The sequence below is a fragment of the Candidatus Lokiarchaeota archaeon genome (assembly GCA_014730275.1).
GTDB lineage: Archaea > Asgardarchaeota > Thorarchaeia > Thorarchaeales > Thorarchaeaceae > WJIL01.
Genome location: WJIL01000016.1, coordinates 37,583 through 60,567, shown reverse-complemented (window position 1 = coordinate 60,567; position 22,985 = coordinate 37,583). Strand labels below are relative to the sequence as shown.

General features: G+C 45.5%; 28 protein-coding genes. 3 read left to right on the top strand and 25 right to left on the bottom strand.

What is annotated here, in order from left to right; all coding sequences use genetic code 11:
* The first annotated feature begins 188 nt into the window (after positions 1-188).
* A complete protein-coding gene (locus GF309_02545) occupies positions 189-2,183 on the top strand; it encodes a urocanate hydratase (GenBank protein ID MBD3157645.1) in 1,995 nt (664 codons plus the stop codon).
* Positions 2,184-2,195: 12 nt separating this feature from the next.
* Positions 2,196-2,552, top strand: coding sequence for a VOC family protein (locus GF309_02540; protein ID MBD3157644.1), 357 nt, complete (start codon positions 2,196-2,198; stop codon positions 2,550-2,552).
* Positions 2,553-2,624: 72 nt separating this feature from the next.
* Here the strand turns inward: GF309_02540 and GF309_02535 are convergent, their stop codons facing one another.
* The 20 genes from GF309_02535 to GF309_02440 all read right to left on the bottom strand — a co-directional run bounded on the left by GF309_02535 (position 2,625) and on the right by GF309_02440 (position 17,378).
* A complete protein-coding gene (locus GF309_02535; protein MBD3157643.1) occupies positions 2,625-3,206 on the bottom strand; it encodes a hypothetical protein in 582 nt (193 codons plus the stop codon).
* A 108-nt stretch (positions 3,207-3,314) separates the two neighbouring features.
* Entirely contained in the window at positions 3,315-4,718 is a 1,404-nt protein-coding gene (gene phrB, locus GF309_02530) for a deoxyribodipyrimidine photo-lyase (GenBank protein ID MBD3157642.1), read from the bottom strand.
* An 18-nt stretch (positions 4,719-4,736) separates the two neighbouring features.
* Positions 4,737-5,510 carry a hypothetical protein gene (locus GF309_02525; protein MBD3157641.1) on the bottom strand — a complete coding sequence of 258 codons (774 nt, stop codon included), beginning with the start codon at positions 5,508-5,510 and terminating at the stop codon, positions 4,737-4,739.
* A 1-nt stretch (position 5,511) separates the two neighbouring features.
* Positions 5,512-6,336 carry an ATP-binding cassette domain-containing protein gene (locus GF309_02520; protein ID MBD3157640.1) on the bottom strand — a complete coding sequence of 275 codons (825 nt, stop codon included), beginning with the start codon at positions 6,334-6,336 and terminating at the stop codon, positions 5,512-5,514.
* Positions 6,333-7,211: an ATP-binding cassette domain-containing protein gene (locus tag GF309_02515; protein MBD3157639.1), complete on the bottom strand. Its 879-nt coding sequence runs from the start codon at positions 7,209-7,211 to the stop codon at positions 6,333-6,335. Before GF309_02515 ends, GF309_02520 begins: the two co-directional genes overlap by 4 nt.
* On the bottom strand, positions 7,201-8,181 hold the full coding sequence (locus GF309_02510) for a hypothetical protein (protein MBD3157638.1): 981 nt from the start codon (positions 8,179-8,181) through the stop codon (positions 7,201-7,203). Before GF309_02510 ends, GF309_02515 begins: the two co-directional genes overlap by 11 nt.
* Positions 8,178-8,480, bottom strand: a complete 303-nt coding sequence (locus tag GF309_02505; GenBank protein ID MBD3157637.1) for a DUF3194 domain-containing protein — start codon at positions 8,478-8,480, stop codon at positions 8,178-8,180. Before GF309_02505 ends, GF309_02510 begins: the two co-directional genes overlap by 4 nt.
* A 5-nt stretch (positions 8,481-8,485) precedes the next feature.
* Positions 8,486-8,848, bottom strand: a complete 363-nt coding sequence (locus GF309_02500; protein MBD3157636.1) for a prefoldin subunit beta — start codon at positions 8,846-8,848, stop codon at positions 8,486-8,488.
* A gap of 92 nt (positions 8,849-8,940) precedes the next feature.
* On the bottom strand, positions 8,941-9,219 hold the full coding sequence (locus GF309_02495) for a hypothetical protein (GenBank protein MBD3157635.1): 279 nt from the start codon (positions 9,217-9,219) through the stop codon (positions 8,941-8,943).
* A gap of 70 nt (positions 9,220-9,289) precedes the next feature.
* Positions 9,290-9,844, bottom strand: a complete 555-nt coding sequence (locus GF309_02490) for a hypothetical protein (GenBank protein ID MBD3157634.1) — start codon at positions 9,842-9,844, stop codon at positions 9,290-9,292.
* Positions 9,845-9,867: 23 nt separating this feature from the next.
* The gene (locus GF309_02485) at positions 9,868-10,374 is read right to left on the bottom strand and encodes a 50S ribosomal protein L37ae (GenBank protein MBD3157633.1); all 507 of its coding nucleotides are present in this window, start codon (positions 10,372-10,374) and stop codon (positions 9,868-9,870) included.
* 165 nt (positions 10,375-10,539) lie between these two features.
* Positions 10,540-11,367, bottom strand: a complete 828-nt coding sequence (locus tag GF309_02480) for an exosome complex protein Rrp42 (GenBank protein MBD3157632.1) — start codon at positions 11,365-11,367, stop codon at positions 10,540-10,542.
* 2 nt (positions 11,368-11,369) lie between these two features.
* Positions 11,370-12,176, bottom strand: coding sequence for an exosome complex exonuclease Rrp41 (locus tag GF309_02475; GenBank protein ID MBD3157631.1), 807 nt, complete (start codon positions 12,174-12,176; stop codon positions 11,370-11,372).
* Complete coding sequence (locus tag GF309_02470; protein MBD3157630.1) at positions 12,176-12,958, bottom strand: RNA-binding protein; 783 nt, start codon at positions 12,956-12,958, stop codon at positions 12,176-12,178. The genes GF309_02475 and GF309_02470 overlap by 1 nt, the downstream gene beginning before the upstream one ends.
* Positions 12,959-13,035: 77 nt before the next feature.
* Positions 13,036-13,752 (bottom strand): ribosome assembly factor SBDS, encoded by a 717-nt coding sequence (locus GF309_02465; GenBank protein ID MBD3157629.1) that lies wholly within the window; start codon positions 13,750-13,752, stop codon positions 13,036-13,038.
* 22 nt (positions 13,753-13,774) lie between these two features.
* On the bottom strand, positions 13,775-14,506 hold the full coding sequence (locus GF309_02460; protein MBD3157628.1) for an archaeal proteasome endopeptidase complex subunit alpha: 732 nt from the start codon (positions 14,504-14,506) through the stop codon (positions 13,775-13,777).
* A 213-nt stretch (positions 14,507-14,719) separates the two neighbouring features.
* The gene (locus GF309_02455; GenBank protein MBD3157627.1) at positions 14,720-15,115 is read right to left on the bottom strand and encodes a hypothetical protein; all 396 of its coding nucleotides are present in this window, start codon (positions 15,113-15,115) and stop codon (positions 14,720-14,722) included.
* Between the two features lie 90 nt (positions 15,116-15,205).
* The gene (locus tag GF309_02450) at positions 15,206-16,216 is read right to left on the bottom strand and encodes an ABC transporter permease (GenBank protein ID MBD3157626.1); all 1,011 of its coding nucleotides are present in this window, start codon (positions 16,214-16,216) and stop codon (positions 15,206-15,208) included.
* Complete coding sequence (locus GF309_02445) at positions 16,134-16,952, bottom strand: ATP-binding cassette domain-containing protein (GenBank protein MBD3157625.1); 819 nt, start codon at positions 16,950-16,952, stop codon at positions 16,134-16,136. Before GF309_02445 ends, GF309_02450 begins: the two co-directional genes overlap by 83 nt.
* Positions 16,953-17,378: a hypothetical protein gene (locus tag GF309_02440; GenBank protein MBD3157624.1), complete on the bottom strand. Its 426-nt coding sequence runs from the start codon at positions 17,376-17,378 to the stop codon at positions 16,953-16,955.
* A gap of 62 nt (positions 17,379-17,440) precedes the next feature.
* Between GF309_02440 and GF309_02435 the strand changes: the two genes are divergently transcribed.
* Positions 17,441-18,559 carry a hypothetical protein gene (locus GF309_02435; GenBank protein ID MBD3157623.1) on the top strand — a complete coding sequence of 373 codons (1,119 nt, stop codon included), beginning with the start codon at positions 17,441-17,443 and terminating at the stop codon, positions 18,557-18,559.
* Between the two features lie 47 nt (positions 18,560-18,606).
* Here GF309_02435 and GF309_02430 read toward each other — a convergent pair whose 3' ends face one another.
* The 5 genes from GF309_02430 to GF309_02410 form a co-directional block, all read right to left on the bottom strand.
* Positions 18,607-18,921 carry a hypothetical protein gene (locus tag GF309_02430; GenBank protein ID MBD3157622.1) on the bottom strand — a complete coding sequence of 105 codons (315 nt, stop codon included), beginning with the start codon at positions 18,919-18,921 and terminating at the stop codon, positions 18,607-18,609.
* A gap of 79 nt (positions 18,922-19,000) precedes the next feature.
* Entirely contained in the window at positions 19,001-19,960 is a 960-nt protein-coding gene (locus tag GF309_02425; protein ID MBD3157621.1) for a hypothetical protein, read from the bottom strand.
* 45 nt (positions 19,961-20,005) lie between these two features.
* Positions 20,006-20,647, bottom strand: a complete 642-nt coding sequence (locus GF309_02420; protein MBD3157620.1) for a class II aldolase/adducin family protein — start codon at positions 20,645-20,647, stop codon at positions 20,006-20,008.
* 148 nt (positions 20,648-20,795) lie between these two features.
* Positions 20,796-22,094 (bottom strand): Ni/Fe hydrogenase subunit alpha, encoded by a 1,299-nt coding sequence (locus GF309_02415; GenBank protein MBD3157619.1) that lies wholly within the window; start codon positions 22,092-22,094, stop codon positions 20,796-20,798.
* Positions 22,095-22,126: 32 nt separating this feature from the next.
* Positions 22,127-22,972 (bottom strand): sulfhydrogenase 1 subunit delta, encoded by an 846-nt coding sequence (locus GF309_02410; GenBank protein MBD3157618.1) that lies wholly within the window; start codon positions 22,970-22,972, stop codon positions 22,127-22,129.
* Positions 22,973-22,985 lie beyond the last annotated feature (13 nt).

Genomic DNA, 22,985 nt, shown 5'->3' with positions numbered 1-22,985 from the left:
CAGTCTATAGTTGGAGAGGTGTGTTTTTAACTATTGTTAAAGCCCGACAGAATAGCGAGAGTTCTTGGTATTAGAACACGTGTAACAAAATGTTTTTTCTGAAAATTCAGAACAGAGCCTTTATGACGGTTGAACGATGAGTACCAAACGGAAAGGTGAAGCCTTTGCAATTTGATGGCTCAGATGCGATGAAGATTAAGTTGTCAGATGACCTTCCAGAATACCCAGATTTTGATCCCCATATTCGACGGGCCCCTAATCGAGGATATGATCTCAAGTACAAAGATACAGTCACTGCCTTGAAGAATGCTCTACGATATGTGCCTGATAGTCTACATGAAACACTTGCTCCAGAGTTCCTTGAGGAACTACGGACTCGTGGGAGAATCTATGCCTATCGATACAGACCACCAGGTGAGATAAAGGCAAAACCAGTAGAAGAATACAAGGGTATCCTTGAAGCTCGTGCAATCCAAGTGATGATCGACAATAATCTGGATTTCGATGTGGCCCTATATCCCTACGAGCTTGTTACTTACGGGGAATCTGGACAGGTGTGCCAGAATTGGCTGCAGTACCGGCTTATCAAAAAATACCTAGAGAACATGACTGAGGAGCAGACACTTGTAGTCAGTTCGGGACATCCAGTCGGTCTTTTCCCTTCACATCGGAACGCCCCACGAGCAATTCTGACTAATGGTCTCATGGTTGGCATGTTTGATACACCCGAGGACTTCCATTGGGCTACTGAAATGGGTGTGGCGAATTACGGTCAGATGACAGCTGGAGGTTGGATGTACATAGGACCGCAGGGGATAGTCCATGGTACATACATCACCCTTCTCAATGCAGGGCGAATGTATCTTGGAGTCCCAGAGGATCAAGATTTGGCCGGTAAATTGTATATTTCGTCTGGCCTTGGTGGTATGAGCGGTGCTCAGGCGAAGGCAGTAGAGATAGCTGGGGGTATCGGTGTCATCGCGGAAGTCGACAAGAGCAGAATTGAGACCCGCAGCGAGCAAGGCTGGTTATCCAAGTGGTCTGATGACCTAGATGAAGTATTCAGCTGGGTTGAGGAGTATCGCAAGAAGAAAGAAGCGATATCAATTGGATACTACGGCAATATTGTTGATTTGTGGAGATATGTAGTCGAAAACGGTATCAACGTGGAATTGGCTTCAGATCAAACTTCTTGTCATGCGGTGTATGAGGGCGGATATACTCCGGAAGGATTATCTTTTGATGAAGGAAGAAAACTCCTCAAGAACAATCGTAGCAAGTTCAAGGAGTTAGTTGACGAGTCGCTTAGAAAACAGTTCGAATACATAAAAACGATGACCGAGCGTGGCACTCACTTCTGGGATTATGGGAACAGTTTCATGAAGGCAGTTTTTGATGCGGGCGTCAAAGAAATTGCCAAGAATAGCCAAGATACCAGTGAAGGTTTCATCTTCCCATCTTATGTTGAAGATATCATGGGTCCAGTATGCTTTGATTATGGCTATGGGCCTTTCCGGTGGGTTTGTCTCAGCGAGAAGCACGAAGACCTTCTCAAGACGGATAAAGCGGCAATGTCCTGTATTGACCCAGAACGCAGAGGACAAGACCGTGATAATTACATCTGGATACGGGACGCTGATGATAATGACCTAGTTGTTGGATCCCAAGCCCGAATCCTGTATGCCGATGGTGAAGGACGCCAAGAAATCGCACTAAAATTCAATGAGCTGGTTAGAAAGGGCGAGATAGGACCAGTTATGCTCGGCCGTGATCATCATGATACAGGCGCCACAGACTCTCCATTCAGAGAGACATCAAATATCTACGATGGAAGTAGGATTACCAGTGACATGGCACACCAAAGCTGGGCAGGAAACGCAGCTAGAGGTATGACAATGTGTGTGCTCTCAAATGGGGGAGGGGTTGGTACAGGAAAGGCAATCAACGGAGGCTTCGGTCTAGTGCTCGATGGTAGTGAGAGAGTAGACAAAATCATACAATCTGCAATAGACTGGGACGTTACGGGCGGCATCGCCCGCAGAGCTTGGGCACGTAACCCACATGCAATTGAAACTGCAATTGACTGGAACAAATCTTCAGCCGGGGCGGGGCAAATTACAATACCCTATGTACCGGAAGAAGGGCTGGTCGAGAAGCTCGTACAAAAGGAGCTCAATGAATAAGGAGAGTATGATATGGGCGGTATTGTCTTCTTCCGAACAGAACGGCTTAGCGAAATAGAGGAATTCTACGAAGAACGCATTGGCATGAATATCTGGCTCGAGCAGCCTGGTTGCACCATTCTCAGTTATGATAATCTCCTATTGGGTTTCTGTCAGCGGGAAAAGGCAGAAACCGAGGGTATGATAACGTTCTACTATGATACAACAGAAAAAGTAGATGATATGTATGAGAAGCTGAGAGACATCGCGGAAACAGAGCCACAAAAGAACCAGAAATACAGAATCTACCAGTGGTTCGCTAAGGATCCAGAAGGTCGTGATTTGGAGTTTCAAGCTTTTCTGCACGACTTGCCAGATATCAACTGTTGAGTCGTAGAACCAAATAGATTCTTAGGATAACATATCCTATGATTGGTTAGGTCAGAGCCTCTTTACATACAACTATAGGGCAACAATTTCTGATGTCTCTGCGTCCCAGCCAAGTTTACGGGCGTTCTTCATGGCTTTTTTGGCAGAATCATATTTACCCAGAACCCAAAGAACAAGGCGCAACTCATTCCAGGCATCAGGATCTTCGGGATGTTCCTCAACTTCGTTCCTAACAACTTCTTCAAGTTTGGAGTACTCTTCAAGTTCATCCTGACGAGCCTCGTGCGTGGCTACAAGCAAGTCGTAGATGTAATCGGCAGATCGTCCAATTGTCGTGTTTGCTAGTTCTGATGATAGCTGATCGATGAGATTGTCAATGACCGATGTAGGGGTCTCTTCATTTTCGGTCAATTCGCCTTTAATGAGCTTCTCCTCATACCCTTCTTCGAAGAAGTCAAGGAGTTCATTGAATTCCTTTGTAAGCGAGTCATCCTCTCCCCGAACTCTCTTGCAGCATGTCCATTCGTAGTATATGAGTTCAGCACCAATTCTATGGACAGTACCTGGTGTCGGTTCAACTTTTTTCAAGTCCTCCAAGAACTGTTCCACAGTGTACTGCGACCTCATCGGAATCTTGTCCAGCAAATCAATCATGAACAATCACCAACATTCCATTCTGCCCTGCATATGGTATAGCTTTTTGGTTCATAAATAGTATGGCGATATAGTTTAGCAGTTAGATGATGGTTCTAGTAACCAAGTTCAAACATGCTGATGAACATACTGCTCAATGTCGAATTTCCGTTCTAGTCCATTGGCGCTCATATACCTGACCTTGCCGTATATAGGTCGCTCTTTCCAAGCACGGTCATGCTTGCCAAAGCACCATGCAACTCCTGTGAAGCCATTTGGATCCCGTCCATCCAGCTCATATTTGTTATTCAATGAAAGCGCAATAGCATGGGCTGCCTCTGGGTTCTCAGTCCACTCGAGAATTTTCTTTGACCAATACATACGCATGTACCCGTGCATTTTGCCAGTATCAACCATGTCCTGTTGGGCAGCATTCCAGTAGTCATCATGTGTTTCAGCATGCTCAAACTCATTCATTGTGTAAACGTATTCACGGGAATCGTCACGATGTTTGTGAAGTGTGGTCCTTGCCCAGTCAGGAAGGCAATTCAACGAATCGTATTCCTGATTATAGAAGCAGAAATTGAGAGTGAGTTCACGACGGACAATTAGCTCTTCCAGATAGCTATCAGTTCCTGTGCGACCAGATTCAGTTATCCTCAACGCGATGTATAGAGGTGAGATTTGCCCAAAATGGAGATATGGACTCATGTTTGACAAGTAGTCTTTCGACGGATCGTTACGTAGTTCATCGTAGTCATCAAGCTTGGTCCTGATGAAATCCTGAAGCCGTGCCTTTGCTCGTTTGGTGCCTCCTCTTAAGTCTCTACAGATATCAACTGATTCGTCAACATTCAAGCGGGATTCAATAGAGTTCAAGTTGTCTAAATCTACTGAAGAGATATCAGGCGTATAAATCTCGGAATTGATTTTGGTTTCTTCAACAGGCATCAAGTATTCATCCAGATGCTTGTGAATCTTCGGTCGAATAGTACGAGCTGCGTATTCCTCCTTTGGCGAAGTGACTCGCACTGGAACTACTGCATCCGTCTCCACTTGAATCATGGGACACTTGATTCGTGAGGATACCTGTTGGCGCCAACGCCTATGATGTCTCAGGTATCCACAATCAGTTACAAGCATACGAGATTCTTCAGCCATTGCCACGACTCCTACAAAGGGCGGCTCAATTCGCACAATCATATCAATGCCCCTAGATCTGAGGTTTTGTTGTGTTTCCTGTAAACCTTCGAGCATGAAGTGGTAATGCCGAATATTCCCTTCAGGATAATCAGGGGTGAGACCGAAGTAAACCACTAGTGGAACTTCAAGCGAGTTTGCCTTATGAATAGCGTATTCTAGCGCATGATTATTCGAGGAACGTTGAGACCGCTGCATCCAGTAAAGAACATACTTCCCGGAATTGAGATCCATATCGTTGAGGCGCGTTATTCTTCCTTCTGAAATCAAGCAATCCAACTCGGAAGAGAATGAGGACAGAGGAGTAATAGACTTTGGTACACCATCTAGCATCCTCCGCTTAGCAGATAATCAGAATGGGAGAGCCCAGAGCAACCACTCTGGCAAACCAGCAACAAATCTGAAGTATAGGGCAGTAACTAAAAGGAAAAGAGAAAGGACTGAAACAGCCCAATCTCGAGCATCGAAAGCCAGATGCTCCAAGTATGTACGGTTCTCGGATGCCCCAAAGGCTCTAGATTCCATACTCTCGGCTATTGAAAGAGCTCTTCTGATGGATACGATAATGAGGGGGACAATTATCGGTACGATGTTTTTAATCCGAGTAATGATGTTTCCTTTGTCAAGTTCAACACCTCTAGCCCTCTGAGCGTCCATTATGGCATAGGCTTCCTGTGTAAGCGTTGGAACGTATCGCATTGCCATACTCATAGCGAAAGCAAACTCGAATTTCACATGCATCTGAATGAGCGCCTGAGATAGCTCGTCAGGATGTACAGTTAGAAAAAACACAGAGAAGGAAGTCATCAGAGCAACAAGTCTAACGGCTAAAGCGAGTGAACGAGAGAAAGGATTGTCCACCGCTGAAAGGAGTGTGTTGAATACAACAATGAATAGCACAAGCACCATGAGACCACGCATACTTCTGCCCCATCTTCTGAACGATTTAGCCGCAGCAATGATGGGCAATAATGCAATAATGAGTATTAGAAGAGGGAGAATGTTGAGGAACATGAGAGATATTGCAGAAAGACAAATGGAGAGAATCATTTTGGATCGGGGATCAAGTCTGTGGACAGGAGTGTCTTTCTTCGTGTATTGGAAAATATCTAGCATCGAAGCCAATTCAGACACCTCCCAATAATCTCAGCAATGCCCCTTCAACCTCAGGAACTTGAGTTAGACGACTAGGAACTTCATCGAATATTGAGTTCAAAGCGTTGGCGGCTTTAGTCATCTCAGGAGGAGTAAGTGAACAGTGTTCCAAAACCTTAGAGTTGCTCAATACAGAACTGGTGGAGCCATCCGCAATGATTCTGCCGTCCGCCATTGCAATGGTTCGGGGGAAATACTCGATAACGAATTCGGTATCATGGGTCACTACGATGACTGTCTTGCCTTTGTTATTCAAGCCGATAATCAGCTTGGCCAGTCTCTCTTTCTGCCGCGCGTCCTGTCCAATTGTGGGTTCATCAAGAGCAAGAATCTGAGGTTCAATTGCTAGAATTGATGCTAGTGCCACCCGCTTTCGCTCACCGCCCGACAGTGAAAATGGCGAACGTTCACGGAGATGTGTCAAGTATAGCTGTTCCAATGTCGCATCGCAGCGGGCGTGAGATTCTGTCTCATCCAAACCCATATTCTTCAACCCAAACAGGACCTCCTTCTCAACACTGTTCAGAAAGAGCTGGAGGTCTGGATTCTGCCACACCAAACCAACTTTCTTTGATAGTTCGGCTACGGATTTCTTGGACGTGCTCTCACCATTCAAATACACATTTCCTTTCTGTGGACGAAGCAAACCATTCAGGTGTTTAAGCAGAGTTGTCTTACCAGCCCCGTTTTCTCCCATTATGGCAACACGTTCTCCCGCGTCTATCTCAAGAGATATACCCTTTAGAGCTGTGTAGATGCCGTCATAGGCATAATATACATCATCCAACAGTATCATGGAACATGTGCCTCCTTTGCCAATTGTGCCAACTCATCTCCACTCAGGGGTACTCTACCTAAATCGATTCCATGATTTCGTAGATTCTTGTAGACTTGGACAACCTTCGGAATCCCAACACCAATCTCTTCGCAGATTTCAGACACAAGTACCTCTCGTGGGGAGCCATCTGCAACAACCTCACCATCTTTCATGAGAAGCAGCCTAGTTGCATCATTTGAAACGAGATCCAATCGATGCTCTACCAAGACAACTGTCATGCCTTTCTCGTTTAGCGATGAGATTATGCCAAGAATACGTTCTGCACTTCTCGGATCCAGATTAGAAGTAGGTTCATCAGCAATGAGTATATCGGGTTCCAGAGCAAGTGTTGCAGCTAATGCTACAGCTTGCTGTTCGCCACCTGACATCTCATGTGGGTGTTTTTCACGTAGATGTTCAAGGTCAAGAAGAGCAATCATCTCATCAACTTTCTTTCGAATCTCAGGAGGGGGAATACCCAGGTTCTCCGGTCCAAAAGCCAATTCTTTTTCAACGTTCAAGGTCACTAACTGATTGCTAGGGTTTTGAAACACCATTCCCGCAGTTCTTGCAAGGTCGGCTACGGAAGTTTCCTTCGTATTTTCAGATGCAATAAAGACGTCTCCTGATAAATATCCACGATGAAAATGCGGAACAAGACCGTTTATTGCTCTGCAAAATGTCGTTTTTCCACATCCTGAAGGACCAGAAACAAGGACGTATTCTCCTTCCTCAATACTGAGAGAAACTCTACGCAATGCCAGAGCCTCTGAACCCAAGTATCTGAAGCTGAAGTCAGCAAACTCTATGATCGGCATTCGGAACAGTCCTCTTCCCGTTGTTCTACCTGGCATGTATTGCCTTCTTAATTAGTTCTACCGACTTATTTAGCGCCTTCTTGAGGTTTCCTTTTCCATTTGCTCCTGCGGCATTGGGGTGTCCACCACCTTTTCCGCCAATGATTTCACCCACAGGTTCCATGACATCACTGCCAAGATTGATACCGGTTTCATTATAGAAATCCTTTGTTGACCTTGAACTCAATCTTACGGAATCTTCTCCCTGTTGGCCACCTGCAATGGCTACATCTGCACCAAGACTAATCAAGCCCCGACAAGAACTTGCCTCAAACGCACCTATCACAGACGTAACGACAATCCATTCATCTATTTTGTGGATTTTTGTGCGCTGAGCTGCCTTCAATCGTGCAATCCGTTCAGACCGTTCTGGCCGTATGATAAGAGAGGTCACACATGATTCGTAGTCAGCACCTGCTTCTATCAAATCAGTGGCTGCCAAGAGGGTCTTTTTGTCGGTGTAGAAGAAACGCCGTGTATCAAAAAGGAGGCCTGTAAGAAGAAGATTAGCTGCTGTTTTCGAGGGTTGAAGTCCCATATCATTGAATATACTAAGAAGCAGCTCACAAGTCGAAGAGCAATCTGGTTCCTGAATGACATGCGATGCCAGTTCCTCAATTTCTGGATTCGGTTCGTGGTGGTCAATGACAAGCGTTTGTGAGGGGTTGTTCAAGTAGTTCTTGAGCTTACCACCAACTTGTTCTCGACTGTTTGTATCAACAAGTACAACGAGGGCCGGTTCGAGGTCAGGCTCTTTGACAATTTTGATGTCAGGGGCAAATGTATCGAGAACCTGTTGTGATAGCCGGCTGATGTCAGTACAAGCCAGAACAGAGGCTCCAGCAGGGTTTACAGTTCGATAGAGTTCACTAAAAGCAATGACTGATGCAACAGCGTCAGGATCCGCGTTCTGATGGCCTATGACAAGAATTGAGTCTGCATCTTCTAGCAGCGGTTTTATGTTCACTCATCTTTCATCTCCATCAACTGTTTTTCCAGCCATTTTACCCCGTTTTGGGTTGCTTCATCCAAGAGAGCATCCAAATCATGTCCCGTCTCGAATTTCTGCTCGATGTCTATCTGAACATCTAGCTGCAAACCATCATCATCCATCTCAAGAATACAGGTAACAGTCATCTCTTCGATGCTCTTGCTACCTAACTTCTCGAAAATGTACCCTGTAATGTGTTCTTCGCAAAGCTCTGCGAGGCTAGCTATGTCCTCTGCTGTGAGCTCAGGCAGACCGATGCGGAGAACTGCATTCATGTCGCTCACTGCAACTGGAGATTGTGTTTCCCAAGCTCGAGCTGAATCTCTTCTTGTTCGGACTGAAGCTTTTTCTGGAGGGTATCGCGCTGTTTCTTTGTCGATTTGAGCTTCATCGTAAGCGTTTCTTGCTTATCTGACAGCTCTTCCACAAGCTCAGGTTTGTCCACACGGAACATCACTTGACCAACGCTCTTATACGTAACAGTATCATCAGGCTGATCTTCCAGTTCATCAAGTGTTGCTTCGGTCTCGTTAAGCTGAGATTGAAGCTGTTGAACCATCATCTGTAGACGTTCATGGTTCTTACGCATATTCTCGAATTTTCGGAGCTTATCTTCCAATGCTGGGGGGAGTGTTTGAGCCATAATAATCTCGCTCCCTAAGTACAACTAGGGGGTATTCAATGTGCGGCACCTTTGTAGGAACTTAAGGATTTTGGCATGGATACCAAGCCGTATTACCGTGGCGAACCGTCAGGCAAAACAAGATCCATCGATTTTGTACAACTCGAAACCCAAGACAAAAATGAATTCATGGCTGCACGCAGGGATGTAACATCATCAGCAGAAACGTGTATCCGTAGTGTTGAACCATGCACAGTGACCTCCGTTTCTGCTCGCTCTGATTCAATAGAACGAGTCTCCGGTTCAAGGGCTTTTGCTATTGTCTGAGCAAGCTTTGGGGTATCAAAGTCCATGGTAAAAACCGCATCAACGCCAGAGACTTCAGACTTCATGACAAGCCACCGATAGTATCTAGTAGATATCCAAAGAAGAGCATTGTGCCTTAGAGTATAGGAAACGGATTCAGGTCTTAATCTTGTCTATGCGGATTCTAGGACCAACCTCAATCCCGCTCGCCGCGTCATGGAGAGTCCAGAGTGTTTGGCCACCAGGAAGGTCCTCAAACCAAAAGATTACCTCGCCCTTCGCAGATGAACCCACAGGCAAAGCTGAATCTGCTTCTGTAATATCGCGATCAATCCAAGTAGCGACAAGGTCAGCTAGAGAACAGGTTTGGTGAGAAGAGTCCTCCTTTATTCTAAGCTCATGAATGGTTTCGATTCTGGCTTTGTATGAAGGAGCAACATCTCTACGGAGAACCACACCATCAATTCGGATATTGTGAGTTCGGTTCCCATCAGAATCATAAACATGAATTTCACCTGGATTCCCCTTGTATGTAGTTACAACAAGTGCTGCATTTGCTCCAGAAGCCCTGATACGGCCTGCTAGCTCTGCCAGATTCATACTGCCCCGATTGAACCGAGTGCTATCAGGAAAAGCAACTTCTAAATCACTTATGAAACTGCGTACACGATTGCAGGTTCTACGAGATGTGGTAATTAGGAGGGATGTCAAGTTAGGTCACTTAGCTACACAATCTACAGCTCGCCAACCTCTGGAATGACTTCTTCCTCTTCTTCTTCTTCTTCTTCGGCCTTGGCCTCTTCGGCTTCTCCCACTGATTCTTCTTCAATTCGAAGAGGGGTGGGTTCAACCGCAGCGGGAGTTTCTTCAATACTGGCCGCAATAGCTTCTTCCATAGCCGCCATCTCCTCGCTCTCAACATTAGGCAAGAAGTCAAGTTCCTCTTCGCCTTCTTCTTTCAATGCCAAGAAATCACCGCTTACACGCTGAGCAATAGCACGCTGTGCAGCTTTGCCAGCGTCAGTAAATGGAACATAGGCGCCACCTGCAAATGTGAGACCGCATTTTCGACATTCCCAGAGCCCAGCTGCTTTTCGCTTCAATGCACGAGTAGCACATGATGGGCAACGATGAGGTTCCGCTCTTCTGGCCTCTATTTCATAAACTGTTCGCCGAAGTCTAGCACCATATCGTGCGCCAAGTCTACCAGTTGAACCGACTTTCTTTGTGCGTCTTGCCATTCTCAGTGGTCTCCTATGTATCAAATATGACTCCAATTCATTATGCTCACTGGGGGCGACAGGAGTCTGTTTTTCGCCCCTTTTCTCCACTTATTAGCCTATCGATAGGTTAACCGTGAAGAGCGAGCCGCCTGTTGTAAAACAATACGGCTCACCTCAATTATTCTATTCGCCTTCTTCAAGGGCTTCGTCCAATATATCGCGCAGATCCTCAACGCGATCCAAAGCCATACCCATAGCGCGATCAACCTGATCCAGCGTAATGGGACCAATACCACCGCCCTTCTGTATGGCTGCAAAATTGTCATCCTTGTCAATTGCCATGGTGAGTCGTGAATCCTGCACGAATTCTTCTTTGAGTGTGGGATCTATGACCATGTGTGGCCCAATATTCGATACAGTCAGCTCAAGAGCCATGTTCTTCAATGGTAATTTCTTCTTCTCACCAGTTTTGACAGCTTTTCCGTCCTCCCACGCGTACTCATCATACTCTGCTCTCTTTAAGGCAGCATTCACTGCAAGGGATGAAGAATCAAAGAGATTGCCATCATATTCCAGTGGGTATACATCACAAAAGACCATGTACACCTTCTTGCCAGGTTCAATACAGAGTTCAGACGCGTCAACAGTTTCGCTTTCACGAACTCCCCGATCAACAACACGTGCTAGTTCAATCGCATCTTCGCGCGGAGGGCCGGGCTCGAACATGGGAGAAGCTACGGGGGTCATCTCAGCAGTAACGATTGTCACACCATCAGTGGGCCTATCTGGATAGGGCTCACCGAGTATTACCTTCACTCCAGCAATCACCGTAGTGTTACCCATACGAACAATTGCTGAACCTTCTGCCTTCTCGGCTACTGGGTCAAGTTCAATCTCGATTGGGCGGTACTCGTCGAATTTCCGTCCATCTACTCGTTTGCCACTGTCCAATAATTTCGATATCCAGCCTCTATCAACTTGGCTTATAATTTCACTACTAAAATCTCCCATTTCTAGTCCTCCCCTGGAATTGCTGCTTCCCCGAGGTCAGCCTCGAGGTCGTCCTCGTATTCATCATCATCCTCGCCAGCTTCTCTAACGTATGCGCGTTTTATCGCATCCTTCTGACGTTCATGGAGTACCTTGCAGGCGTTTATGCCCATCCGCATGGCTTCCAACAATTCTTCACGGGTAAAGGATCCATCTTGTTGGAGAAGGGTAATCGATTCTGTATGCGGAATGATGGCCATTGGAACATCTCCACCGCCATACTTGTCCTCCATATCACCCAAGTCAACTAACAAAGTATCATCAGCCTTACCAACGGCTATTGATGGCACTAGGCTTCTCATTGGAACTCCTGCATCAGCCAATGCCAATGATGCAGCATTGATTGAAGCACATCGAGTACCGCCATCAGCTTGGAGCACATAGATGTAAACGTCTATGACAGCTTCAGGAAATTCCTCCAAGAATAGTGCTGGCTCCAATGCATTCCGAATAACCATGGAAATCTCTCGCTCTCTTCTAGATGGAGCTGGTCGTTTCCTATCAGGTACTGAGAATGTGGTCATCCGGTAGTTGCATCGAAGATATGCCCTGTCTGGTAGAGCAAGATGTCGTGGATGCAATTCACGGGGTCCATAAACAGCTGCTACAATGTACGTGTTACCTTGTTTAATTGATGCTGAACCGTCAGCGTTGCGAATTACATCGCCCACTTTCAGTTCTAGTGGTCTCATCTCGTCTGGACGTCTTCCGTCGAGACGGAGACCTTCCGGGTTAATAAGATAGTCCGGCTTTTCTTCTCCGGGGCTCATTATTCATTCACTTCCTCCATTTCTTCTTCATCTTCAGTCTCTTCGCCATCTTCAGGCGCCGAGGATTCTTCAGTTTCTTCTGTTTCATCATTCTGATGCATTTTCGCTAATTCTTCATCAATCATCTGAGCGACTCTATCTGTCAGATTTTTGGTGTGAGATTGGTCAGCAACCATTTTGAAAGCCTTCTTAGCGATTTGCAATGAATCGAGGTCTCCACCTCTAATCCAGATTCGGCCATTCTGGCCAACCATAGCTTGGATGTCGAGTTTGCCCTTTATCATGTTAATCATAGAACCTTTTCGTCCGATGACGCGTGGAATCTTTGCAGGGCTGACCTCGACAATCGTTCCACCCTTGAGTTTTCTCAGCCCTCTGCCTTTCATTGATAGGTAAGGACCGGTTGTTCTATCATAGGTTGCAACCTCTGCGGCAATGACATCCCCCACATCATAATACTTGGAGATATCATCATCGTAAGGTTTCCTTAGTGCGTTATTAGCATGCAACGAGGCACCATATGGGCCTCCGATGTCTACTTTCCAATTGTTACCGGCAACAAAATTAATGGTACCGATAACTCTGTCGCCCTCTCTTGGAATATATACGCCATGAAGAGGCACGACTCGTACTGTGTTCCCACGCAGCTCAGCCAGTCCGACAAGAGCTGAGAAGACTTCATCGTCTGCTGACACATAGGTACCAAAAGACGACCTATATCTTCCCTCGGCAAGAAGCTGCCCAGGTACAACTATTTCGCGATTCTCGAAGAATGTTGCCATAATCTATTTCCTCTATTCAATTTGCTTCAGTTCATTCATGTGATTAGTGTTGTAAGAGTGATACAATGATACAAGACCTATCTGACTAGTTCTATTCTGACTTGGCCCTTTGTGAGCTTGTTCAATTCGTCATACAAATCCTGTCTCTGAGAGGCAGGGATTTCAACAAGGCCATTCCAAGACCCATCACGATCCCAAGACTCCTCTGTGATGACGCCGGTATTTGCAACAACATTGTAACCTTTTCCGGCATACGCAGCTGGAATCATGATTCTAAGCTTGACGCTTTCAAAGGAGATTGGGATAATAACACGCAATGCTTTGACTATCCGAGGTACCTGTTCTTCAACTCGGACAAATGGATCCACGTTGACTTTTGCTTCCTCCATTGCTTGTCGTATTCGATCAGGAGGGTGGGGGTGGCCTGTCTTGGGATTCATTGCTTTCTTGGATATGTTCTCAATGATTTCCTCAGTTTTCTCTTCTTTGAGTTGTTTTCGTTGTTCATGTGTAAGCTTGAACTTGCCACGTTTGATTATCTCTGGGGCAATATCGAAGATGTCACTACTGCCAAAGAAATCCTCTGCTAAATCATCGGAAGCATGTTCTCCTCGGCGAGCATCTTCATAGAGATCATATGATTTCAGCACGGATTCAAGTGGGACATCCTCACCACGTCTGAATTTGAATGCCAAATCAGGGTCTACGAAGATTTCGAAGTTGAGATGACCTCTCTTCAATCCAACAACTACTGCATCAAGGTCTAACCATTCTTCACCTGACTTTCGCTGCAATCTCCCATACTCCTCTTAGTAATTATTTCGCTGCTTCTGAGTTCTGCTCAAGTAGCTTGGCAATTTCGTCGTTTGATAGTTTCTTGAACATGCTAGTACTTACCCCAACATGAGCGATTTCGACGTTGTCCACAGTCAAATCAGATTGAGTAGCAGCTTTCAAAGCATTGAGTGCTAGATTCGTTGATTCTGTAATATTCAATTCCTCGTCATAATGCTCCTTCAGATACTCACCAGCTTCTGCGTTGCCTCTACCAATGACGGCGGCAAAAAAGCCCCAATAAGTGCCCACGGGATCGGTGACGAATAGTTTCGGGCTTCCATTGTCATCAACGGAACCAATTATCATTGCAACCCCATAGGGTCTGGCACCGCCACCTTGAGTGAATTGAGCCTTCAAATCGCAAATATGATCAGCAAGAGCTTCTGCAGGTATTGATTCTTCATATGTCAACCAATAGGATTGCGCTTTGACTCTGGCCTCTTGTATCAGTGCTCTTGCATCTGCCATGAAGCCAGAAGTTGCAACACCTATGTGCTCATCAATCTTGGAGATCTTCTCGACGCTGTCGGGTTCCTGTAATGGCATGACTTTCTTCTCAGCCAACAGAACCACTCCTTCCTCACACCGTATGCCAATAGATGTGGCACCTTGTTCGACAGCCTTCTTCGCATATTCAGCAGCGAAAATACGACCTTCCGGGCTAAATATGCTAGTAGACCTATCATATCCCTTGCGGGACATTCCAAACATCAAATATTCCTCCAAGTATGCCTAATCGCAATTTGCCAGAAATCAGAACCTCAGAACTACAAATTACCTGACAGTTCTATGAAGCTGGTTGTAATAGTAGTCAATAATGCCAGCTACTAGCAATTCCGCCATTAGGTCTGTTCAAATTGGGTTACGCTGAAGTAGCCACATAAACCTTCTGGTCTTGCCGATTGACAAACTGCGTATGAATCTCTATTCTTGAAGCAGATAGAGATAGACAACGAACCCAAGGCATAACACAAAACTCGCGGCTGCTACATATACCTCGAACAGAAAATAGGCAATGAGAACTACTAGAATCAGGGGACCCACTATTTCAAGCCATCCTGCACGAATTTTGGTCATGAACAAGCGGAGATTTACGAGCGTGACGGTCAAGAAAACATAGAAGCCAAAGGACAAGAAAATCTCAATGACAATTACTAGATAGGGATTGATATCGTTCAAGGTTCCGACTATTGTATTATCAACGACATCTGGAGATGACCATGCCCAGAAAAGAAGTCCAAGACTGATGAAGATTATAGCAAGGACAACGGTAATTATTGTAGAACGAATCATCTTACTACGATCGATTTCCTGGCTCACTGTTCTTCACACCGGCTTGAATTCGATTGGATTAGATTGTCCACTTAAACGTTCCGTCAAGGTCACGATTGTATAACCCGAAAAACCTCTTTATTGGTCTGCAGGCTCCGTGCTGGGGCTGTGTTCTGAAGTCCTTGTACGAGATGGAGCACGAGATTCATCTATCCGTTCCTCGATTCTTGCTCGATCACGAAGCTTCTTGATTTGAACCGCAACAAGATAAGACATAGCTGCTAGAATGCCAGCAATTGCACTCGGAGAAGTTCTAAACGTGAATGAAGCAGTAATTCCAACGAGTTGAGAAAGCAGGGCAATGCCAAAAACAGCAACAATCACCCCTCGCACAGAATTGAAAACTTCATTTGATGCAGCAGCTGGCGCGACTACAATAGCATAGACGAGAATAGCTCCGACAGCCTTTGTCGCAAGTGAGATAGCTAACGCCGCCGTAATCAACATGAGGTAGTGGTATGCCTTGGTGTTGAGCCCATGGGCAGTTGACCCTTCCATATCAACACTAACATACACGAATTCTTGTCGGAACAACGCTGTGAGAAAAACCAGCACCACAGTAGTTGCTCCAAGTAGGATTATGTCAAGGTTATCAAGGAGAAGGATATCACCTGTCAAATACCCCCAGATCTGAGGAACTTTGGTTGGAGGAATATAATACATCAGAAAGACAGCGAGACTCATAGATAATGCAAAGGAGACACCTACAGCCACTTCCATTTTTTGTGCAATACCTGACTCACCAGCATATCCCGTTACGATGGCTACAAAGATGCTAAACATAAGGGCACCCAGAATAGGATCAAACCAAGGAACAAGCCCCGACTCCTGTAGAAACAATCCAAGGGCTGCACCACCGAGTGCCGCATGAGCAACACCTGCCGTCATGAATGATAACCCCCGGAATACCAGGAAAGTTCCAGATGTAGATGCCAGTACAGCTATGAGAAAGGCACCAATCAAGGCGCGCTGTAGAAACGGACTCTGTAATATGGTCTGAAGAAGATTAAGCATGTCTATCAAGCCCCGAGTCTTTTGTGACACAGTATCTATGGCCGGAGTGTTCAACGATTCTCGCTGAGGGACCATATACTTCCTTGATGAGATCTGGGTCCATTATGCTACATGGCTCTCCGACACCGACGACTGTGTTCTTGAGGAGAAGTACATCGTCTACCATTGTATGAATCGGGTTAAGATCGTGTGTCACCATTAGTACGCTGACATCGTGTTCTCGATGGTATTGGTCTAGTGCATCAACAATCATGTCCTGACTAGCTATGTCAGTACCGGCCAAAGGCTCATCCAACATCAGAACAGGACCCTCACTTGCAAGTGCTCGAGCAACCAGTACCCGTTGCCGCTGACCACCGGATAATTCGGGAAACGGATGATCCCACAGGTGATTCATGTTTACCTGTTTCAAGGCTTCATGTGCCCGTTCCTTGTCCTTGCTCGAGGCAAATCGTGGAGGTGATTTCTTTAATAGCCGGCCCATCAGCACGATATCTTTCACCTTCATAGGCACGTTAAATTCAATGCGATCGCGCTGTGGCACATATCGCACGAGCTTTCGAATTTCATCTTTATTTTCTACAGAATCAAATCCAAACATCTCGATTGACCCACGGAACGGTTCTAGCAATCCAAGAATGGTCTTCATCAATGTGCTTTTTCCAGAACCATTGGGTCCAATTATAGCAGTAAATGATGGTGCATCGATTTCAAAATCCACATCGTAAAGCGCAAGCTCACCATTAGGATATTTCACGGCCAGATTCTCTGCATGCAATAATGCATTGGAGAGTCCTTGCTGTGTCAGAATCTATCGCCCCACAACGCTGATTTGCACACGCGCAACCCGGTTCTGAGAACGGATTCTCTTGATGAATTCTCTAGCTTCTTCGGCATCGCCCTTGAGGACCATAACTTCGACGCATTCACCACGATTGGAATGAGAATGCATCATTGAACTTATCATGTGGCTATACTCGTGTTGCACACGACTGCATTGGTTATCCTTTCCTCTGGAAGAATACACGGTAGTTAGAACAATGGTAACTTCACCTTGTTCTTGTTCAAGATCTTCGTGCTCGGACATGAGTGATTGAATAGCATGTCGAATCGCCTCGGACCGATTAGAGAATCCACCCCGCTTCTGTAGGTCTTCAAGAACATGGAGATGTGATTTTGGCATTGATACTGCTACGATTGGCATATTGTCACCTCGACAGATAGAGAGATAATACATTAGCTTCTAGTAACTCTCTTCTAGTGATTAATATTCATGTCGAAAACCTTAATAATTTACGCATGTACCCGATAACATATTATAAAACTTATTACTGTTCTTTATTAACTAAGAAGAGGAGCTTTGATGACAAGATGAAAAGACAAGAATATCCCCTGATGGTGGTGCTGCTTCTTTTTGTAGCTGTATCTTTCATTCCCCCAGTAGTTAACGCCCAAGAAGAACCCAATTTGAAAATAGCTGTTGCAATCGCACCCCTTGGCGGCATTGTGGAACGAGTTGGTGGTGGATACCTTGACATTTCAGTAATATTGCCGGAAGGCGTTGAACCACACGCATCACAACTACCAACGGAAGCTGTCCAGTCTGCCAGTCAGGCTGATCTTCTCGTATTCACGGGCCACTTCCCTTGGGAATCCCAACTTGAGGCCCAGACAGATGTACCATACATAACATTGCATGACAGCGATGCTCTCGAAGACTATTCTGACTATGGAGCTGAATTGTCGCCAATACCACGAATAGGTGAGGAAGCAGGATTGAATCCACATGCCTGGTGGCTCCTTCCAAGCAATGCCGCTGCAATAGCCAATACAACTGCTGTAGCCTTGGGGCAAATCGAACCTGATTATTCAGATTACTGGAATCTTCAACTGAATACGTTCCTTTCTGATCTGGAATCTTTCTTGACTCTTGTAGAGAATGAGAAAGAAGCATACAGTCTCACCTCCATAAGCGCCATAGGGGTCTTTCCAGCCGAAGCATATGTCGCCGAAGCTTTTGGTCTAGAAATCGTGACAATCCTACAAGAGGAAGGAACATTTGTTTCAGGAACCGAGCTGGCGGAAGTTGAAAACGCACTTGCAAATGGGAGTGTCGACGTTATTATTGGATCGGACGTTGCTCGACTGCAGAACGCCGGCGAGTTTGCACAACAGCTTGCAGAAGACTACGGTGCTCGCCTTATTTGGATTCGAGGTATCTTCTTCGAGGGGCTCGCGGACTATCTTTCTATTATGTCATACAACCTTGGAGCCATAACCTCTGGACTTGAAAGCACTGATTCGTTATTAGGAGAAAGCAACACTATCAATCTCGTACTCATAGCTGCAGTATCCGTCCTAGGCATTATTGCAGTGACAGAAGGAGTGTTGTTGTATCAGAAGTCAAAGGCAGAGTAGTTACAAGCTGTGCTACTGAAGCGACGTGAACATACTCTTCAAAATCGTTAGGTCTCAATATCTGTACCCAAGCGAAGATTGTACACCGCGAACTCCAAGTTGGTCAACTCATCTTGGATTTTTCTGTATTTTTTGTTGAACTGTTTCTCACCAATAGTACCAGCTCGTTTTTCTTTTACAAGCCGTTTCAGTGTTTTTTGCCGGTCATGTATTTTCTTCTTCAGCTTTTCCCACTTTTCACGGTTGGCAGCCATTTTATCGCCCCAGTCTGCACTCGATGGGCGAGATTGTTCGAGCTTCTCTACTGTTTCATCTAAACCCCGCTTTATCTGGGATGGATTACGTTCCTTTTCATCTGCCATAGGCTGTACCGCATTCTATCTTTTACGTAGTCCTGTTATTAGCTTTGAGATGAAGCCGATGAGATAATTACTGAAATAGTCACACAAATGAAAGTAAGAAAGGAAGGAATGGTAAAAGGGGTAACAAAACGATTGTGCCTATCGTCACAGATGTGGCCGCAACTTGCGAATTCAAACCAAAATCAGATGCGTAAACTACTGTAAGAACCGCGGAAGGCATGAGAGATTCTAAGAACAGAACATCCTTTGTTAATGGAGCAAGGTCTGTAAATCCAAGAACAAACCAAACAAGCAATGGTATTGCAATCTGTCTGACCCCAACAACTGACAATGCTTGACGTGAGTGATACAATGAAAACTCCTTGCCAAGGGCAAGGCCTACAGCAAGAAGCGATAGATATGTTGTCGCTGTATTATTTACCGAGATAACAACGGAAAAGGGCGATGGAACAGATACGCTCAGAATAGACAGAACAAATCCAATAATAGTAGCCAAAAGGGGTGGAAATAGTAAAGCCTTGCGTACAACACTCTCACGGTCAATTGATTCTTGGTTATAGTAGGATCCTATGAGAGCTCCGAGAGTTGTAAGCAGAATCATCTGAGTCAACGAGTGTACTGCGATTAAAGGAACTGCAGCCGGTCCAAGAAAAGCGTGAGACAATGGAAGTGGTAGAAACACTGCATTGTGAAATGTAGCACATAGAAGCAGCGCACCATCGTTCTCAGGTTTGAAATTTTTTGTTTTCAAGTAGAGGAAAAGCAGCAAAGCCCCAACGAGGTGCATGAGCGCGGTAATCGCAATTACTTGTGGCGATTCTGTAAGTGTGTCAAAAGCAACATCAAAAAGGGTGCTTATTATCAGAAGGGGCAACATGAAATTGATGAGGAGGGGATTGAGGTAGTTTTGGACCTTCTTCCCATATGGAGTTATTCTAGATAGTAGAAAACCAGCCAGAATAAGAAGGTAGAACAAAACCAGATTGAATGTTACATCGAATGAAATTTGCGTCGAAGATACCTCCTGATCATATTTCATGGGAGCGGTAGAGATCTACAATGGTGAATAGCAACTTTCTGGCACTCAAAGGCTCATCTGATGCGATTCGACCCACTTATGGCGTTCTTCTGTGACGACATCTTCAGGAAGCTGAGAAGGTTTTCCCACCTGAGCTGCAATCATGTAGATTTTGCAAGCCCGTTCAAGAAGGATAGCAGAATCAAGGGCTTCACGAAGCGAATTACCAACACACAATGCTCCGTGATTGCCAATCAATGTAGCATCTCGGTCTTTTACTGCATCTGCAACAGCCTGGGCTAAGCCGCGAGTTCCTGCTTTTGAATAGTCAGTAACTGCAATCTTACCACCAAGAGTAGGAACCAGTTCATCAACAATAGGGGGTAGGGATTTATAGAGAAGAGCCATGGCTGTTGCATACACACTATGTGTGTGCACAATGGAGCCAATATCTCCTCTATGCCCATATACCTCCAAATGCATCTCCGTCTCGATACTAGGTTCCTTCTTCCCCTCAACTTTATTGCCCTCTAGATCGATCACAATAAGATCGTAAGGAGTCATCACACGATATTCTACACCGCTTGGTGTGATGATGACATGATCCTTCACTCGAAGACTCACATTTCCTGAGGATCCAACAACCAAATCCCGATCAAGCATTTCTGCACAAGTTTCTAACATAACCTGCTTTTCCGTTTCATACAAAACATTTCACCTTCAAGACGAAAATGGTATTCAAGTAATCATTACTCAAACAAGTACTGGTACTATCTCAAGCCTACACAAAACAGTATCAATGTAAACTCTGTCTTTCCTGCCATATCGACAGGTTTCCCTATCCGAAAGCTGGATACTATCTGATATCAGCTACATGAACACTACAAGAGACACAGGGATCATAAGCACGGACAATAGTCTCCAATTTATTGCCGATTTCATTAGGCTCACTGATGCCGCTCGAAACAAGAGATTCCGACATCCTTCGCAAATCAGCTTCCATCATGGGAAGGAACATAGCAGTCGGAGTTATGATATCAGCAGACACTATTCGGGCATTTTTGTCGACTTCAATGGTGTAAGCGAGCAGCCCCCTTGGAGCTTCTGTGATTGCAACACCTTTTCCACCCTTGGTCACCTTTGGTTCGATTCGTTTTTCATATGGTTTCAAATTGCTAGCTATGTTCTTGGCAATCTCCTCTGCACGATGAACAAAATGCACAAGCTCAACAGACTGTGCAAAATTATTGCTCATCGGATTCTTTGGATCGAGGTGAGATGCATAGGTGTCTGCAAGTTCACCTGCGCGACCATTCATCCTATCACCAAATAGGGTGAACCGTGAAATCGCACCAGTCATGAACGGCTGGGATTTGTACGTTCCGTGTTTTGCAAATGAGTAGGGTACCACTTCTTCGGCAATTCGAACCTGATAGGCGTCAGACTTGAATTTCCCGCCATCACTTGATTTCACTTTATCGCCAATCATGGTATATGAACCATCATAGGGTTCAAGTGCTAGATGCGTTCTTTTTGCATCCACTTCTCGCCAGTTAGGGTAGCTTACAAGTTGTTCTAAGGCTTCCTCAGCTTTGCCATGTAACATCTTTAGACGTCTAGCTAGTGTTTCGAGAGACTCCTTCGACGGAATCTTCCCAAACCCACCCATTATCGCGTTTTCTTGGTGGATATAACGAGATCCAATGACAGTCTGTATGTCTGCTCCAATGTCCTTCAAAGCTATACCAGCATCAATCACGTCTGGATGGTCCTCAGCCATGGAGAACCCGTCAGGATATCCGAGGAAGTCTGGCAATGCTAAAAGGAACAGGTGAAGAGCATGGCTTTCAATGTAATCTCCAATGTATAACAATTCACGAAGGAGTTTGGTTTGCTCAGTAGGTTGTAAACCGATAGCATTTTCCGCAGCTTGGAGAGCGGTTACCTTGTGTGCCGCAGCACAGAATGAACAGATTCGAGGAAAAACTGCAGTCGCTTCCTCGACAGGCTTACCCTTGGTTATAGCTTCAAAATACCGAGGACCTTCAAACACATTGATTCTAACCAGTTCCACCTGCGAACCATCAAAGGTAACTTCGATTCCAGCCTTACCTTCGATTCGGGCAATGTGATCTATTGATATCTCGCGGGTAATTTTCTGTTTCTTCCCCTTCTTGTTGGATTGAGTCATTCATTTTCACTCCCGTAAACCTTGTTCAGCATTTTCTCTAGGTGAGAATTATGCGCACCAAAAATCCTCATACGATCCCGTACAACTTCTTCATCCAGCCCCTTCTGCTGGAAAGTAAGTGCTAGTGAATCGAACCAAGCATTGTCATGTGGCACTGGTCCTCTACAACCAATGCATGGAACGCCGAACGAAATGCATCTGGCCTTGCACCCGGCAGTTGTTACTGGCCCAAGGCATGGTTCCCCATGTTCAATTAGAATACAAGGATTTCCAGCCAATCTGCACTCTGCGCAAACAGGATAGTCCTTTGGTTCTGGAAACGTGCCGAACAGGAAGCTCGAAATGAAGTACATGATTTCGTCTTCTTCTGGTGGACAACCGGGGAGATAGTAGTCAACATCCACATGGTCGGAAATCGGTGTGGCTTGGCGCCCCTGCATATCAATAGTCTCGTCTCCGTAGACATCTGCATAGAGCTGATCGTAATCCATTTCACCTTCAACCCAGCTCTGGACACCACCATTGACTGCGCAAGCACCCAATGCCACAAGAATCCTCGAATGCTTTCTGACTTCGAAAAGTTCCTCCAAGTCTTTTTCTGTTGAAACTGAGCCTTCAACAAAAGCTACGTCAACATCGGCAGGAATTGTGCTATTACTCGAGAGCATGTAGAAGCTCTCTATGTTAACAGCTTTGGCTATATCCAATATCCGTTCAACAGTTGCCAGTTTGAGCTGACATCCGTAGCACGACGTGAGGGCATACACGCCAACTCGGGGCTTGCAGTCATCCCCACGACAGTCTTCAACTATTGCTAGCTGTTCTGGTCTTATCGTTGTCATATCCTGCTCCTCC

Excerpts from the sequence above, each read along its gene's own strand:
- GF309_02475 (MBD3157631.1), bottom strand. The coding sequence starts at position 12,176 with ATGAGCCCCGGAGAAGAAAAGCCGGACTATCTTATTAACCCGGAAGGT.
- GF309_02535 (MBD3157643.1), bottom strand. The coding sequence starts at position 3,206 with ATGATTGATTTGCTGGACAAGATTCCGATGAGGTCGCAGTACACTGTG.
- GF309_02430 (MBD3157622.1), bottom strand. The coding sequence starts at position 18,921 with ATGGCAGATGAAAAGGAACGTAATCCATCCCAGATAAAGCGGGGTTTA.
- GF309_02500 (MBD3157636.1), bottom strand. The coding sequence starts at position 8,848 with ATGGCTCAAACACTCCCCCCAGCATTGGAAGATAAGCTCCGAAAATTC.
- GF309_02495 (MBD3157635.1), bottom strand. The coding sequence starts at position 9,219 with ATGAAGTCTGAAGTCTCTGGCGTTGATGCGGTTTTTACCATGGACTTT.
- GF309_02485 (MBD3157633.1), bottom strand. The coding sequence starts at position 10,374 with ATGGCAAGACGCACAAAGAAAGTCGGTTCAACTGGTAGACTTGGCGCA.
- GF309_02425 (MBD3157621.1), bottom strand. The coding sequence starts at position 19,960 with ATGAAATATGATCAGGAGGTATCTTCGACGCAAATTTCATTCGATGTA.
- GF309_02540 (MBD3157644.1), top strand. The coding sequence starts at position 2,196 with ATGGGCGGTATTGTCTTCTTCCGAACAGAACGGCTTAGCGAAATAGAG.
- GF309_02450 (MBD3157626.1), bottom strand. The coding sequence starts at position 16,216 with ATGGTCCCTCAGCGAGAATCGTTGAACACTCCGGCCATAGATACTGTG.
- phrB (MBD3157642.1), bottom strand. The coding sequence starts at position 4,718 with ATGCTAGATGGTGTACCAAAGTCTATTACTCCTCTGTCCTCATTCTCT.
- GF309_02505 (MBD3157637.1), bottom strand. The coding sequence starts at position 8,480 with ATGAATGCAGTTCTCCGCATCGGTCTGCCTGAGCTCACAGCAGAGGAC.
- GF309_02435 (MBD3157623.1), top strand. The coding sequence starts at position 17,441 with ATGTACCCGATAACATATTATAAAACTTATTACTGTTCTTTATTAACT.
- GF309_02470 (MBD3157630.1), bottom strand. The coding sequence starts at position 12,958 with ATGGCAACATTCTTCGAGAATCGCGAAATAGTTGTACCTGGGCAGCTT.
- GF309_02440 (MBD3157624.1), bottom strand. The coding sequence starts at position 17,378 with ATGTATTATCTCTCTATCTGTCGAGGTGACAATATGCCAATCGTAGCA.
- GF309_02515 (MBD3157639.1), bottom strand. The coding sequence starts at position 7,211 with ATGCCAGGTAGAACAACGGGAAGAGGACTGTTCCGAATGCCGATCATA.
- GF309_02520 (MBD3157640.1), bottom strand. The coding sequence starts at position 6,336 with ATGATACTGTTGGATGATGTATATTATGCCTATGACGGCATCTACACA.
- GF309_02410 (MBD3157618.1), bottom strand. The coding sequence starts at position 22,972 with ATGACAACGATAAGACCAGAACAGCTAGCAATAGTTGAAGACTGTCGT.
- GF309_02480 (MBD3157632.1), bottom strand. The coding sequence starts at position 11,367 with ATGGGAGATTTTAGTAGTGAAATTATAAGCCAAGTTGATAGAGGCTGG.
- GF309_02460 (MBD3157628.1), bottom strand. The coding sequence starts at position 14,506 with ATGTTTGGAATGTCCCGCAAGGGATATGATAGGTCTACTAGCATATTT.
- GF309_02545 (MBD3157645.1), top strand. The coding sequence starts at position 189 with ATGAAGATTAAGTTGTCAGATGACCTTCCAGAATACCCAGATTTTGAT.